This window comes from Kordiimonas lipolytica (assembly GCF_001550065.1).
This window is the reverse complement of record NZ_LRUB01000022.1, coordinates 106,225-121,419: the sequence shown is the minus strand read 5'-3', so window position 1 is coordinate 121,419 and position 15,195 is coordinate 106,225. Positions and strand designations below refer to the sequence as shown.

Genomic DNA, 15,195 nt, shown 5'->3' with positions numbered 1-15,195 from the left:
AAAGCTAGAAACGCTGCCGGTAGCTGAGCTGCAGCTGGATTTGGTCCTGCTCCGGCGCGGTCCACCACAGCCCTTGCCGGGCTGCCCGGTTGCTGTCCACGCGCAGGACTTCGGCAATCAGGTTGGCTTTTTCGCCCACCTTAGCATTGAAAGCCAGCGTCCAGGCGGTACCGACCTCATTATTGTTGTCTTCGGCCACGAATGTATTGTCGTCTGTGTCGAACCAGTCGCGGCGCAGGCTGATACGGTGCTTGCCCAGCTTGCGGGTGGCCATCACATACCCAGCCGAGAAATCGACATCCACCATCCGCTGCCCTCCGATGAGATTACCCATCTTGGTGTTGCCTGCCATATACTGTGAGATCAGCTGTATACCGGCTGGTGCCTTCACTTCCGCATAGATGTTCAGGAAGCGCGTATCCCAGGCATACTGCTTGTGTTTGAAGGTTTCCGGGTCACCGCGGTTATCATAGTAGAAGGCACCCAGCTTGACCCGCCTGCCATACTCCCAATCAAGCGCGCCATAAAACCCCGGTCGCCCGTCAAGTTCACGAATGGGATGCACCCAGACAGGTTGGTCGGCCAGAAAACCACCCGGTTCGATAGAAGGGACAGGCGCCAGCGGCACCTGGCTGAAAGCGCCGGTTTTATAGTCACCAAGGGCCCAGCCCCGGAAGGCCAATAGCGTGCCTGCTGGATCATTGAAGCCAAATACCGCAGCTGTGAGAGATAGCTTTTGGCCCTCCATCTTCCATGTGGCCTTGCCTTCAAGCGCGAGCGCGCGGATTTCCTCGCCCACCCAGCTGTTAACAGCAGACGGGGTGATGGTGAAAGGACTGGTCCAGGCTGTGGATATATTCTCACGCGAGATATGCGGGAACAGAAGGCCCGCCCGCATTTCATACTGCAGGTTGGATGTGGGCACGGGTTTATAGTGTAGGAATGCTTCCACCAGGTCAGCCGGCTTATCCTGCTCCGGATCGAACTTTGCGTGAACAAAAGCCTGCATATCCCAAGTGATGTCAGACCGGGCGATAAGCGACATTTCAGCAAGCCGCAGTCGGCCCTTCCCTCTGCCCAGGCGGTCACCGCCGTACCGAAGCTTGCCCAGCCAGTCGTCAAACCAGCCCTGCTCACCGGACACAACAGAAAAGCGCGTGTCAGTCAGCAACTCCAAATCGACTTTCGGCAGGCCGTCTGCTTGAACTTGTGATGCCGCAGAGAGTGCCAGAGCGGCAGCGCAGGCCACCCTTGGAATGGCTTTAAGCCGGACCATACTCACTCTCTTTCAGGAATTCCTCGAGCTCAGCGGGCGGCAACGGACGGGCAATATGATAGCCCTGAATCACGTCACAGCCATATTCCCTCAAGCGGCCAACCGATTCCTCATCCTCAACCCCTTCCGCTGTCACCGAAAGACCAAGGTTATGGCCCAGCTCAATGGTTGAGCGCACGAGGATATTGTCTTCATCGTTTTTCGCCAGGTTGAGAACAAAGGACTTGTCGATCTTGATCTCACCCACTGGCAGCTTCTTGATGTAGCTGAGCGAGGAATAGCCGGTGCCGTAGTCGTCAATCGAGAGAGCAAGGCCCATAGCGCTCAACATATTGAGCACATCCAGCGCCCGGGTCATGTCGTGCATCACAGCACTTTCCGTCACCTCAAGTTTCAGGAAAACGGCCGGCAGGTCATATTCCCTGAGGAGTGCCAGAATTTGCGCCGGAAGATTATGGTTCATAAGGTCGTTGGTCGAAAGGTTAATCGCCACGGCCAGGTTCAGCCCACTTTCTCGCCACTCGGCGGCTTGCTCAATCGCCTTCCTCAGGCCCCAATCGGTCACATGCCGAATATCGCCCGTGCGTTCCGCCATCGGGATGAAGTCATCTGGCGGCACAAAGCCACGGGTTGGGCTGATCCAGCGGATCAAGGCTTCGACAGCCGTGATTTTGCCGCTGGCCAAGTCAAGCTTTGGCTGGTAGGCGAACTTCACTTCGCCATTCTTCAGGCCGCCGCGAAGTTCACTCATCATTGAAAGGCGTGCCTTTTGCGAACTATCGCGATCAGGATCGTACCAGGCAAAACCACGCGGTGCGCCCCGCCCCTTGTCAAGCGCAGCCTGGCCATGCCGCAACAGTGTCGCGCTGTCTTCGCCGTCGCCTGGAAACTTCACAAGGCCCAGCTTGACGCCCGCGTCGATCACAATATCGGCAACATCAAACGGGGTCAGAAAACTGTTGAGAACCAGCGACGCTCGCGTTTCTGCCTCTTCCGCGTCACGCACCAGAAATCCGAAGGATTCTGTTGATACCCGCGCAACTTCAGTATCCGCAACCTTTTCAATGCGACGGGCAACGCCCTTGATCAATTCGCTGATATTCTGGTGGTTAAGCACAGTGCGAAGTTCCGGCAGTTGCTGCACTTCAGCCAGCACAAGCACAAAGGAATCTGAATGGTCTATTTCTTGATCGATCATCCTGTCGAACATCAGACGGTTTCGAAGCCCTGTCTCCACATCATGATAGGCTTGGAAGGTGATCTTGTTTTCCCGCTCCTTGACCGCAGAGATCATCTGATTGAAGCTGGATGTCAAGTCTGCGACCTCATCCCCGCGGCTTTCAGTTTCAACTTCCTCATATCGGCCCTTGGCGATCTGCTGGGCTGCTGACGCAAGATCGGTTAGTGGTTTCGTCACGCCCCGCGCCACAACCACGCTGCCCGCAATCAAAAGAAGCAGGCTCAGGACCAAAACAGTGATCATGGTGAATACCAGCGGATCATAGGGCGCCAGCGCCGCATCCATCGAATAATAGAGAAGAGCGGATATTTCTTCGCCGTCCTGTCCCGTGACGAGCGGCTGTCGGCGGAACATATGCTCCTGATCCAGGAATGTCGCGCGAAAGGCTTCCTCGCGCGGTTTGGTCAGCACCAGATAGCCCCCAAGCTCGTCCGCGTTCGACGTGGCCGCAGCAACATGATACTGCCCCTGGCCTTGTCGGTAGAGAAAACCGATCTCAAGATCAATTGGCGACAGGCTTTTGATTTCCTGGGCTGTAGCCTTGTCCAGCTCAATGCCGAAGGCCAACCAGGCAATGGGAACCGGCGCGCGCACTACCGTCACTACCAGTTCGAAAATACGCCCGTCCAGAGATACCAGTTTTGATGCCACACCGTCGCGTTCAGCCAGTTGTTTCATGTCATCGCTGATCATAGGCATCGCACTGGTCACTTCGCCGTCCAGAAGTGATGCAATCGGGGAACCTTCGATATCGGTAATCACCGCCATGTCCGCCTCAAGCCGGCGGGCCTGGTTTTGGAGGGCTGAAATCACTGTCGGCCGGTCATCTGTCCCCAAAGCCTGCCGGAAGCCATAATCCTGGGCAAGGGCCGAAACACTTTCGCCCAGCGTTTTAACCCGATAATTGACAATTCGTTCGAATACGCGGGCCGAAGCGTCCAACTGCTCGCGGGTCTGGTCTTCCACATTGGTGGTCACAGACCGATAGAAAGCCAGAAGAATGATACCCATCACCGCCAGAAACAGCGCAAGATAGACAACCGTCAGTTTGGTTCTGAAGCGAAACGCTGGCATCAGTTATATTCATCCTCTGCTGGCGGCTGCTGGACACTCCGAATAGACCGCAGATTAACTTGGCCCCTAGCTTCCCCGCCATCGGCTGGCACTGCAACGCCGGTCAAAACGGGCACCTCACCCGACGTGAGATCAGGGTGCCAGACGTGAATATCATATTCACCAACCTCCACCCCCTGAACCAGAACGGTTCCGTTTGTGCCTGTTTTCGCCAGAACCGGATGCTCGCTTACATAAATATAAGCGAGCATATTATCGTGGATATTGCACCCCAGGGCAACAATGCCGGGGTTATCGAATGTGATGGTCTTGCTTTCGTCCTGGCCGTAAAGCCGAAGCTCAAATCGCTTGGGCTTGGAGAAGGAATATACCTGATGGCGGAATTCATCAAAATTGGGGAAGGATACCGTCGTCCCCGCCCGCACAGGCAGGACAAAAGGCGAGAACATTGTCCCCTGCTGCCGCATCTCAGCCCCATCCATTTGCGGAGGCGGTTGTGTCAGCGGAAACTTTGGTGCGAACGACAAAACAGCATTTGGAACAGGCTGGCCTTTGCCATCCTGAATCTCAACCAATAAGTCTGCAGCTGATACCTGCGAGCCCATGAGCCCCATTACCAGCATCAAAACCCTGATTTTCATTCTACCCCCAACAGTAACTGTTTGAATTCAATAACATATTGAAACAGGTTCTGCCTCACCAATCAATTATTGGTGACATACAGACTGTTGTATTCGGGCCATGCCCAAGCCTGAGAGTGCCCCAACCGCACCTGAAATCAACCTTGGTTATATTGCCACGCTCTCAAACCGACGCCAATCTAGCGACATCTTATTTGTGGGAGGAAACAATGAAAATCACAAGAAAACTGCGGCTGCCTCTTGCCGCCCTGATGACATCGACAGCCATGCTTGCCAGCGTGCCAAGCACTCTGCCCGTGTACGCGACAGACATGCCCCAAGCAACCGTATGGGACCTGACAGACCTTTATGCCAATGCCGATAGTTGGGAAGCTGAACGTCAACAGGTCCTGGCAAACATGAAGGAGCTGGACGCCTATCGCGGCCGACTCGGGGAAAGCGCTACCACTCTTCTAGCGGTATCAGACAAGATTTCCGCCCTGCAGAAATCTGCCCTGCGGCTTTTGGTGTATGCAACTTTGTCGGCCGACGAAGACCTGAGGGTTTCAGAAACCCAGGAACGCAGGAGCCTTGCCCAGTCCCTTTTTGCCGAATTCAGCCAGGCCACTTCATTCATCGCGCCTGAACTTCTGGAAGTCGGCCCGCAAAAAATCGAAGGCTTTATTGCATCCGAACCCGGCCTCGCGAAACACGCCTTCAATATTCGCGATACCCTGAGGCAGAAAGACTATACGCTCAGCAAGGAAGCTGAAAAGGTATTGGCAAATGCAGGCGACGTGCTTTCCGGCCCGGGCCAGATATACGGACTGATGGCCAATGCCAGCATCCCCTGGCCTTCGATCACGCTATCGAACGGCGAAGAAGTGAAGCTTTTGAACCAATCGGCCTATAGCAAATATCGCGCAGTACAGAACCGGGATGATCGTAAAGCCGTTTTCGATGCCTTCTGGGGCACCTGGAAACAGTATGAAGCGATGCTGGGGGCCACGCTTGGCACACATGTGAAGGGCCATGTATTCCGCGCCAAGTCACGCGGTTATGAAAACGCACTGGCTTCTGCCGTCTCCGGCAGCAACATCCCAACAGATGTCTACCGCACGCTTGTGGACGCGGCGAACGATAACCTCGCCAGCATGCACCGCTACCTGAAATTGCGGCAGCGGCTTCTGGGGCTTGAGGACCTTCACTATTATGACATCTACCCTGAGGTAACAGCGCTGGACCGCACCTTCAGCGTGGATGACGCCAAGGAAATGACGCTCGTGTCCCTGCAGCCCTTCGGGGAAAAATACTTGGGGCACCTGAAGGAAGGCTTCAAGGAAGACTGGATGCATGTGCTGCCGCAGCCTGGCAAGCGGCCTGGGGCCTATATGTTCGGGTCAGCATATGACGTGCACCCTTATGTGCTGCTGAACTTCAACGGCGGCTTTGAGGACGTTTCCACCTTCAGCCATGAATGGGGCCACGCGGTGCATACACTTCTGAGCCGTGAGAACCAGCCGTTTGAGAACTTCAGCTACACCACTTTCACGGCGGAACTGGCTTCCACCACCAATGAGGTGCTACTGCAGGAATATATGCTGGCGAAGGACCTGCCAGACGAGGAGCGGCTTTACTATATCGACCGGGCGCTTGAAGGCATCCGGGGGACCTTCTTCCGCCAGACCATGTTCGCGGAGTTCGAGCTGAAAATCCATGAAATGCAGGAAGCCGGTGAGGCGCTTTCAGGCGCCAAGATGACCGCGCTCTATCTGGACCTGCTGAAAAAGTATCACGGCCATGATGAGGGTGTGATGAACATTGATGACGCCTATGCCATCGAATGGGCTTACATCCCGCACTTCTACCGGAACTTCTATGTCTATCAGTATGCCACTTCCATCTCTGGCGGCACGGCGTTCGCGGAGCGCATGCTGGCTGGCGATGAGACAGCGACTGAGGATTATATCAAGGTTCTGGAAGCTGGTGGGTCGCAGTATCCATACGAACTTCTGACGGCATCCAAGGTCGACCTCGCATCCAAGACGCCTTACGAAACCCTGATCAACCGCATGAACCGGCTGATGGATGAGGCAGAGAATATCCTCGACCGCATGGGGAAATAAGCCTCTGAAACGCCTTAACGAAGCCGGGGTTCGCCCCGGCTTTTTATTTGAGAGACGGCACCGCCCTGAGCGCTAAACATGAGCGCAAAATAAAAAGGCGCCACCCGTCGGTAGCGCCTTGTCGTTCAGCCTTTAACGGCTCTAGCTATAAAGAATATCGATGCCCGACAGGTCAGCCACCGAGAGACCTGTGAGCAGCAGGCTGTCGCCACCGCCAAGGTCGATCAACAGGCCATCGGCTGTTTCCGATGCGGCGGCCTGCACGCTTGCCAGGTTGGTGAAATCTGTCGTGGTGTCACCAAGGTCGAGAATGTCCTCGCCAATTGTGAAACCGTCGATCTGATCATCGCCGCCGCTTCCGGAGAAGACAAACACATCGGCCCCGTCCCCGCCACGCAGGATATCGTCACCGCCACCGCCTGTGAGCGTATCATCGCCGGTGCCACCATAAAGCGTGTCGACGCCTGTACCGCCTGTCACGACATCATTACCGCCGCCGCCGTATATTTCATCATTGCCGCCACCGCCAGAAACCACGTCGTTTTCCGAGCCGCCGAAGATGACATCGTCGCCGTCGCCGCCATCCAGCGTATCGGCCCCGGTTTTACCAGCGTAGATCACATCGTCGCCGCCGAATCCTGAGATATTATCGTCATCATCGCCGCCACCAAGCTGATCATTGCCGTCTGCACCAAAAACAAAGTCATTGCCATCGCCAGCCCAGAGCTGTGCTGCACTGGTTTCATCAGTCACGGCTGCACCGTTGACCCAGCCGCCCCCTGCAATGGTATCATCGCCGGAACCGCCAAAGACAACGTCTGCGCCGTTTCCGCCATCCAGCAGGTCATTGCCAGCGCCGCCGCCAAGTGTATCGTTTCCAAGGCCGCCCGACATGCGGTCCGCACTCGCATCACCAGCGCCCGCCCACAGGGCATCGTTTCCAAGGCCACCTTTAAGTGTGTCCTCGCCTGCATTGCCCCGCAGCGTATCATCGCCGCCACCGCCTGTAATGCTGTCGTCACCTGCGTTTCCTGCAAGCAGGTTGGCGGCATCGTTCCCGGTTAGGGTATCATCACCCAGCCCGCCAAGGGCCCGCTCGATCGTGATCTCAGGCGGTGTGAACACAGTGTCAGTCTTGCTGGCGCTACTCCCGCCAAACGTCAGAACGGTCGTACCGACATTGCTCCAACTTCCGGGCGTCAGGTCCAGATGAACGGCTTTGGTCTGGCTTGATGCATCGTATGTATCGGTCCCGCCGGTATCCCAGACAGTTTCATAATATCTGGTGCCAGCCAGAAAGCTGTATGTGGTGTCGCCTTCATTGGCATCGATTGCCCCATAAAGGTGCTGCAACGCCAGAATATCGTAATACATGTAGGTCGTTGGGTAGAAATCGAGCGAGTGGATGTCTGTATCCACTGACGAATTATAAGACATCACAGTATATTCGAGGCCGTCATATTCTGCCGGCATCACAACACCCGACCCGTCGCTGTCGAATGTGTGCTTCAGGCCGACTGCATGGCCGAGCTCATGCAAAAGCACCGTATGGAAATAAGACCCTTCTCCGCCTGTACTCTGGTTCTGAGAAAGAAACCAGATATCGCCAGCCTGCGATGATGAATAAGGCAGGTAGGCCCATGCCGCAGCGTCTTCGTCTGCAAGATTGGTCCAGGCCGGGCGGATAACGCCTGCACTTTCGGCATTGTCAGGCACCAGGGTGAAGACGATATTGGCAAAACTGGAAATCTGCGACAGGGCGTCGTCAAACAGGTCTTTTTCCGCCTCTATCAGATAGCTGATGCCTGCCCACGGCTCAGAGTCTGCGGATTCCGACCCATAACCAAAATCCGGGTCTTCGGAATAAATACTGCCGTCTGTCGGATAGCTGTAAGTGACCTCAGTGGCCTCCGTGCCTTCCAGGTTCTTATAGCGCCATAGCGACAAAAGCGCGTCGACTTCGGTGATGCCGCTTGCCTCGGTTTGTTCGGCAAAAGCTTCTGAAAAAGGCGTTACAGCAGTACCGGCATATTCCCCATAGCTGAAAGTATAGGTGCCCGTGGGGTCATACCCATCAAATGGACCATCCCAGCTACCGGCGGAGATATAATAGGTTCCGCTTGTGTCAGGCGTAAACACAAGGAGGCTTTCCCGACCATCGCCACTGTCGTCGTCCTCAACACCCAGAGAATTGCCGTTGGAATCGTATATACCCTTGATGTAGGGGTCCTCAAGCGTACCATTATTCGATAAAAGCCCCCTAAGACTAAAACCGTATGTCACACCCGCAGTCAGCGTAACGGCAATCCAGTCCTCGTCCCCGACAGACTCGATCGCTCCTTCGAACTCCTCGCCTTCGGCCACGGAGGCGGTCGTCGTCAGGTCATTTGTAATATCGGCCACTCACTTCACTCCGCTCATCGCCACCCCCACTGGCAGCTTGTTATACCATCATGCCCCACTCCATGACAGCCTTCCTGAAAATTGCACCTAAATCAGCATTGATGCATTCTCGCCTGCCTGCAATGTTACTGTCATTGGCCTGCGTTTATAAAGAAGACGCCATGCGCGACAAAACACCGCCATGACAAAATCTGCTGCTGCCATTAAGAATGTGCCTGACGGGGTCCAGTACGCAATGAGCTAATGAGTATAGATTAAGTATGTTAAGTTCGGCTTACCGCCCTTGGTGTTTGATTTTGCTGGCCTTTCTGGCGCTTTCCCACTCCGCTATGGCTGGGCAACCGGAGGCGGAAGATAGCCGTGGCCCTGCCCTGTTTCAGAACTGCGTTCGCTGCCACACCATTGCCAAAGACGCCCCCCACCGATATGGCCCCAACCTTCACGGGTTGATGGAACGTGACATTGCCAGCGCACCTGGCTTTGACTATAGCCAGACACTTCTTGACCAAGCGGGCCGCTGGGACCGCAAGCGACTGAACGCTTTCATCGCAAAGCCTCATCTTGCGCTCCCAGGCAACAAGATGCCCTATTCCGGGTTGATGAACCCTCATGACCGCGCTGACCTGCTGGACTGGCTTATGCTGGCTTCCAGCGATCCGAAACTGGACGAAAGCGTCGATAAGCCGCTTGGCATTTATAGCCGCGGAGCCCCCGAACGGGGGCGTGCCTTATCCAGGCCCTGTCAGGTTTGTCACAATTTCCGGCCGGAGGAAGGCCATAAAATTGGCCCAAACCTGTTTGGGGTTATCGGCCGCAAGGTCGCGGGCGCGGAAGGCTATGACTATAGCGACCAGCATCTCCGGCGCGGCGGCTACTGGACACCAGAGGCGCTTGAAAACTTCTTTCTGGAACGAAAATCGTTTCGCCAGGGCACGCACAGGGCATTCAGGACACTCAAAGGCCCCATCGACCGCGCCAACCTCATTGCCTGGCTGGCGACGCTGAAGGAAACCCCGGAAGTAGATAGTACGGACAACAAACAGCCGTCACAGCTGGGTGCCACAACAGAAGATGACAGAAGATGACAGAAGATAACGGATTACAGATACATCAACCAAGGATTCCATGACGCAGGAGAATAAAGGCGTCAGGCAATATGGCGATCCCGGGAGGACTCGAACCCCCAACCTGCTGATTAGAAGTCAGCAGGTTGGTTAAAATGATGCCGCCATGTTTTTTGTATAAACATATATATTAAAGCCACTTAAGGGTAGTTTCTGGCAATCTGACGTCATGCTCTTCCACTATTTTCCACTTCTTATTGTGACACCAGTGTGACGCAGGGCATTTCCTGCAGATTAAACATTCTCTGTCCGTCTAGCGCTGATTCGTATGAATAGTGCCATACATGAGTATCAGAATCGGTTAAGTTCGCGTCACCTGTTCTGTGGTAGATTTTTTTTGAACGCCAAAAAACGCCGATTTGGATCGCACCTCAGCACCTGACGCCAAATTAGATTACTGCAACCTCCCTAGAATGGCAGACTTTAGCCATTTTGCTGAATATTGTCGTCATGGTTAGAAATCCAAAATGGATTGCACTTTGCACAAGCAATCCATTTTGGATTAAGCCATTGTTTAAGCTGAATATTTTCCTTGATTCCACAGAAAAGACCTCTCTACGCTAAAGGCGACTAGATACGGCCCATTAGTAGAAAGGAAGCACCTAATGAAACCCACAACAGAAACTAACCACGAGAGGCCAGACTGGGTGACACGCGAAGAGGTCTGCAAATACCTGCCAATGTTCACACCCAACTTTCTGAAAAATCATAGAGAGGATATTGACTGCTACAAGCTTGTGGCCAACAGAGCCTGGTATCATCTCCCCAGCCTCAAAGCATGGCTTCATCGGGGAATTGATATCGCGGACAAGAAAGCTACCCCATCAAACAGCGGGCGCAGAGGTAGGCCGCGCCAAGCATCAAGCGTATGACATGGTCAGTTATCGAAAAGGCTACTTCATAGCCCCTCGTAGCGCGGCATCACACCCAGCTTTCAAGAATGAACTTGAAGTCGCCATATATCTTTTCCTGTTACGCAGGGCTGCATTCGAAGAATGTGAGATCAACATGATGGGGCGAGTTATTCAATTGGAAAGAGGCCAAGTCGCTATCTCCAATCGCCGTTTAGCAGCAGAATTCATGCATAGCGAAGCGTCCGTGAGACGGTTGCTAAAACGAATGAGCAATACGCGTGACGCACTGATAAGCGTTTCAAATGATCGCGGCGTGAACACCATAACAGTATGTAACTACGATGAAATTCAAGACCTTGGCAATTACATAAACCCTAGACCAATCATGGGCACTGACGCACGCTCGACGAGCAAAGGGCGCACGAGTGACGCGAAGATAATAGAATTAAGAAATAAAAATAAAAAACACGTGCGCGAGGAATGGCGTTTCAACCCAGAAAACCCAGACGACTGGCGTCGTTTGCTCGGAGATCCGTCAAACCGAGCGATGCGCGAACGTCACGAAAATCACTGGAACCCAGCTCTGCTTGGTCCCTCGCCTTGGCGATCCTGCAACAAACATATCCCATCTCAAATCTTGGCAGAATATGGCCCATCTTGGGGCTGGCTTGCATCAATTGGAGACAAGAAAAATGTCCGCAAGGCTTGAACTAACTACAGCGCTTGCTGCGCTGACCATCGCTGGCTTTTCAGCGATCGCTTTTGACACCCTGTTCGCCAAAGACGGTGCCTTCTGGGCTGGCTGGGCACTTGGCGGACTCATCGCCATCCTGACCCGCGATTGGTTCCTAAGCATCTACCTGGAGGACAGAAAAGAAAACCAAGACTAGCAAGTTGGCAGATCAGGGCGGCCACCCTGACCTGCCGGCCAATCATCACAAAACCCACCTGAAAAATGGAGAATTATTATGCTGGCAACCGCCAACATACCCACACTATCGCGTGTGGAAAAGTCGGAAACTGATTTTGACAACCTGCAAGACCTTACATGGACGCCATGGTTTAGCGGTCAGCCGCTATACGCACTTTCCCTTCACCTGCCCTCACCCCAACTGGAGGTGGATAACTTCAATTTCAGTATTCTCTTGGCGCAAAAGTTTGAGCGCACTGCATTGCTCGAGAAACTAGCTGAAGGAAATTCAGACCAAACCTTGATCAACGCAATGAAAGAACATGGCATGCTTGCTGGCAACATTCCCCCAGCTGCTTGCATGAGAAGTCCGGCCAGATTCCTCTTCTGGAATCCGATATTCGCGAGGCTGGCAAACATCGCACCCTCCCTTCCTGCCACGACTGCCCCTGGCTCGCCTGCAGAACAGGAACTATCCGAATGGCTTCCGGATTTGAAGGCAACGCTAGTGTTGCTGAAATGCTTCGACGAACAGGAGGCCTACCATGTCTGCTGAGTGCCTCTCCTGCGAGCTGCTTAACGAACTTCATACGATCAGCGCCACTTTATCCGCCAAGATCTTTATCAAACTAGCCCCCCTAAGTCTGGCACTGTTTGGAATTGTACTAATGATCTACTGTTATGCTCAGATCCTTTTTGGAATGCTTGAAAATACCCTCGCAGACCGCGTCCGGAGGCTAGTTCCCGTTCTAGCCTGGTCTTCCCTGGTTATAGTCCTTCTTTCTGTTCGCCCAGACGAAAGACCAATCGTTTTCTCTTGGCTGGTTGACCCTGTCGAACAGCTGGCCCTCAGCGCAGGACTGGAACTTCTTGACGTTGCGGATGTCCCCATTGACGCTCCGAAGGAACTGGTTACGGTTGAAATTTTGGGGATGGAGGTAACCAACAGATACGCCCAACTGGGCTTTGCGGTCGAAAGGTCAGTTTTTTACCTAATGAACCTTTCATGGACTCTGGTCGGAGGAAACGTATCAGGGGCAATCGCAGGCGTACTGCTTCTCATCCCATATGGACTATTACTTATCTACTTCACCTTCTTGTTGTTGACAGCAAGCTTTAGCTTCCTTGCAGCTGGCGCTTCGCTGCCCATCGCAATTCTGGGAATACCCTTTCCACGTTTTCGCAGCACATGGCAAGCAAGCTGGTCTCTGGCTAAACTTGGTGGCTTCACAACTTTCTTCATCTGTCTCGCGATGGCGTTTTCCGTCACCGCAATAGATACAGTAGGAAGAAAAATATCAACAGTTCAAGGCCTAACCGAATACTTCCAGCCAAGAATCAACCAACAATATGCTCTATATTTGAAGCACTGCCCAAAGACCATCTGGCAATCCAGTACACACAGTATAAGCAATGAGCCAAACTCAGATTTCAATGCAGAAAAATGCAGACAAGCCACCGAAGAGCTTGACGAACTTAAGGCTGCGTTTGATGACGCATCACCCCTAGAACCAGGGAATAGCGCCTACTTTATTCTACTCGTTATGGGCGGTGTTTCACTACTGCTCCATTATCAAGCTAGCAAGTTCGCAGCTAACTTCAGCGGTGCACAAGACTCTGGCGGTGCAGCATTTGCTACGGCAGCTGCCACTAAAGCTCTTAGCATTGGTGCCTTAACATCGGCCAATCCCAAAGCATTGCTATCTATGGTTCGGAACGGTTTTGATGCCGCAAAGGGAGCAGAATCAGGCATGGCCGCTAGATCGTTCATGGAAGGTATGCTGTCTAACGGAGGAGCACCTCAAGACCATGGCAGGAAATCGCCAATCGACCTCGCCAAAGAGCAATAAACCCTCACTACGGATCTGTGTCCGCCCTCATATGGTCCCACTCACTTAGTCCACACGAGCAAGGCAACCCCAATTTTGCGGCGCGATTGTGGACCCAAGTGGGTGAGCCTCACCACGAGGAAAAGTCATGTTTGATGACCAAGAATTTCGCCGCCGACGCGGCTATAGCCAAGAGCCCCAAAAGCTGCACCTTAAATCTGGTCGCATTGGGCCTAAGGGACGAACCTTTCACTTGAAAGTCGGTTCTGCCACAAAGGCTCAGCCCGTCGGCAAAGGTGCCAGTGTCGATTATATTGCCCGCCAAGGCGACTATTCAAACAAACGCGCCGATTTTGAAAGTTTGGCGGGACGCGACCCAGAACAGATGAAAAGCATATTGGACGCGGTCCATGAGACCACCAACCGGAAAAATGGCCGCGTCGCCATCCCTATCACCGTTGAAATGCCAAACGACCTAACCGCGGACGGCCGCAATGAAATCGCTCAAAAATTCTGCGAGTATTTCGAGGCACACAATCATCCGGCAATCGCTGTCATTCACGGAAACGGGAAAGAGCAGCCGCATATGCACCTCCTTACCACCAGCAGGCCCACACGAAGCATCGATGATCCACCCCAATTCTTTGGGGCGGAGTCTGGCGGCTGGGTCATCGCCAAAGAAGGTGTACGCGGAAACGCCCAGAAAGGGCGCATGTTTGCAAACCGAGATGAGATAAAACTATTCCGCAGACAAGTAGCAGCAGGAATCATCAACCAGGTCCTAGAAGCACATGGCCATGAGGGAAATTGGCATGGAGGCACGCTTAAAGAAACTGGCATTGAACGAGAAGCCAAAAAGCGCGTTCGGGAAGCCGACTGGGCCAAGGGTATACGTGAGCGAGATGAGAAGGCCGCAGCAGACTATCACAAACAGCAATCGGAAGCCCGAGACCAAGCGGCAAAGGTTCGCCACGAACGCGAAAGACGACGCGAGGCAAGAAAGTCTGAGCTTCAAAAACAAGCTGACCGTGCGCCACAGTTCCAAAAGGAGATGGTCAAAGCACGCTCACAGAGCCGTAGCGAACGAAAGACGGCGCTCCAACTAGCAGAACGGCTGCTTGCTGCTGAGGCACGCCTAGAAGCCGCTGAGAGGGCGCTGGATACTCAAAAGAGAAAAGCCATACCTCCAGGCCGAAAAGCGATGACTAAAGAAGCCAGAACTCTTGCGACAGACCTATTAAAAGCATCTGGACGAAATCCAGCAGATTTCCAGCGGGACTTAGAAAATGGTGGCAGCCCGGAATTGTGGCAATTTGTCCGAGAATCGCTTGGCCTAAAAAAGGCCACGAAAGAACAATCCGCCCATGAAGAGTTTAGAGCCGAGCCGCTGAAGGCAAAAAACCTGGAGCAAGCAAACAAAATGGCTGCAGGCCTTACATCTCATCAGCTCGAAGCAACATACCTGGCAACCAAGAGCCGCTTGGAGGGTTTGGGAAACAGCGTCGGCGATCAGCTAGAGCGCCAGGGCTTGAAAACTGGCCTCAAGGCGCTTCAAACAAAGCTCCCGAACCTTGCTGACAAATCCGGGCCATCACCCTCGCGCGGAAAAGGGCGGTGAAAACCAATGTTACACCCACGCCTTTCACCAGGGCACGGGATGTTACACTGCCAAACCAAACTGTTACGGCCATCAAAAATGCTGTTACACACCACTCACCTGGTTGTTACAGTCAGAAAAT

General features: G+C 53.6%; 11 protein-coding genes. 7 read left to right on the top strand and 4 right to left on the bottom strand.

What is annotated here, in order from left to right:
* Nucleotides 1-4 precede the first annotated feature (4 nt).
* From KORM41_RS11025 to KORM41_RS11015, 3 genes are read right to left on the bottom strand one after another with little or no spacing between them, the layout of a single operon-like run.
* Nucleotides 5-1,276, bottom strand: a complete 1,272-nt coding sequence (locus KORM41_RS11025) for a hypothetical protein (protein ID WP_068147592.1) — start codon at nt 1,274-1,276, stop codon at nt 5-7.
* On the bottom strand, nt 1,263-3,590 hold the full coding sequence (locus tag KORM41_RS11020; protein WP_068147588.1) for a putative bifunctional diguanylate cyclase/phosphodiesterase: 2,328 nt from the start codon (nt 3,588-3,590) through the stop codon (nt 1,263-1,265). Before KORM41_RS11020 ends, KORM41_RS11025 begins: the two co-directional genes overlap by 14 nt.
* On the bottom strand, nt 3,590-4,231 hold the full coding sequence (locus KORM41_RS11015; protein ID WP_068147586.1) for a cupredoxin domain-containing protein: 642 nt from the start codon (nt 4,229-4,231) through the stop codon (nt 3,590-3,592). Before KORM41_RS11015 ends, KORM41_RS11020 begins: the two co-directional genes overlap by 1 nt.
* Before the next feature lie 209 nt (nt 4,232-4,440).
* On the opposite strand from KORM41_RS11015, the gene pepF reads away from it, so the two are divergent.
* Nucleotides 4,441-6,336, top strand: coding sequence for an oligoendopeptidase F (gene pepF / locus KORM41_RS11010; protein ID WP_068147584.1), 1,896 nt, complete (start codon nt 4,441-4,443; stop codon nt 6,334-6,336).
* Between the two features lie 141 nt (nt 6,337-6,477).
* Here the strand turns inward: pepF and KORM41_RS22375 are convergent, their stop codons facing one another.
* Entirely contained in the window at nt 6,478-8,739 is a 2,262-nt protein-coding gene (locus KORM41_RS22375) for a M10 family metallopeptidase (RefSeq protein ID WP_068147581.1), read from the bottom strand.
* A gap of 329 nt (nt 8,740-9,068) precedes the next feature.
* Here KORM41_RS22375 and KORM41_RS11000 point away from each other — a divergent pair, with 329 nt between their 5' ends.
* From KORM41_RS11000 to KORM41_RS10980, 6 genes are all read left to right on the top strand, one after another.
* Nucleotides 9,069-9,824, top strand: a complete 756-nt coding sequence (locus KORM41_RS11000) for a c-type cytochrome (RefSeq protein WP_068147578.1) — start codon at nt 9,069-9,071, stop codon at nt 9,822-9,824.
* Nucleotides 9,825-10,583: 759 nt separating this feature from the next.
* Nucleotides 10,584-11,426 carry a hypothetical protein gene (locus tag KORM41_RS21855; protein ID WP_156431949.1) on the top strand — a complete coding sequence of 281 codons (843 nt, stop codon included), beginning with the start codon at nt 10,584-10,586 and terminating at the stop codon, nt 11,424-11,426.
* Nucleotides 11,410-11,607, top strand: a complete 198-nt coding sequence (locus KORM41_RS10995) for a hypothetical protein (protein ID WP_068147575.1) — start codon at nt 11,410-11,412, stop codon at nt 11,605-11,607. The genes KORM41_RS21855 and KORM41_RS10995 overlap by 17 nt, the downstream gene beginning before the upstream one ends.
* A gap of 78 nt (nt 11,608-11,685) precedes the next feature.
* A complete protein-coding gene (locus tag KORM41_RS10990) occupies nt 11,686-12,183 on the top strand; it encodes a hypothetical protein (protein ID WP_068147572.1) in 498 nt (165 codons plus the stop codon).
* Nucleotides 12,173-13,477, top strand: a complete 1,305-nt coding sequence (locus tag KORM41_RS10985; protein WP_068147569.1) for a hypothetical protein — start codon at nt 12,173-12,175, stop codon at nt 13,475-13,477. The genes KORM41_RS10990 and KORM41_RS10985 overlap by 11 nt, the downstream gene beginning before the upstream one ends.
* Before the next feature lie 127 nt (nt 13,478-13,604).
* The gene (locus KORM41_RS10980; RefSeq protein WP_068147566.1) at nt 13,605-15,074 is read left to right on the top strand and encodes a MobA/MobL family protein; all 1,470 of its coding nucleotides are present in this window, start codon (nt 13,605-13,607) and stop codon (nt 15,072-15,074) included.
* Nucleotides 15,075-15,195: the final 121 nt, after the last annotated feature.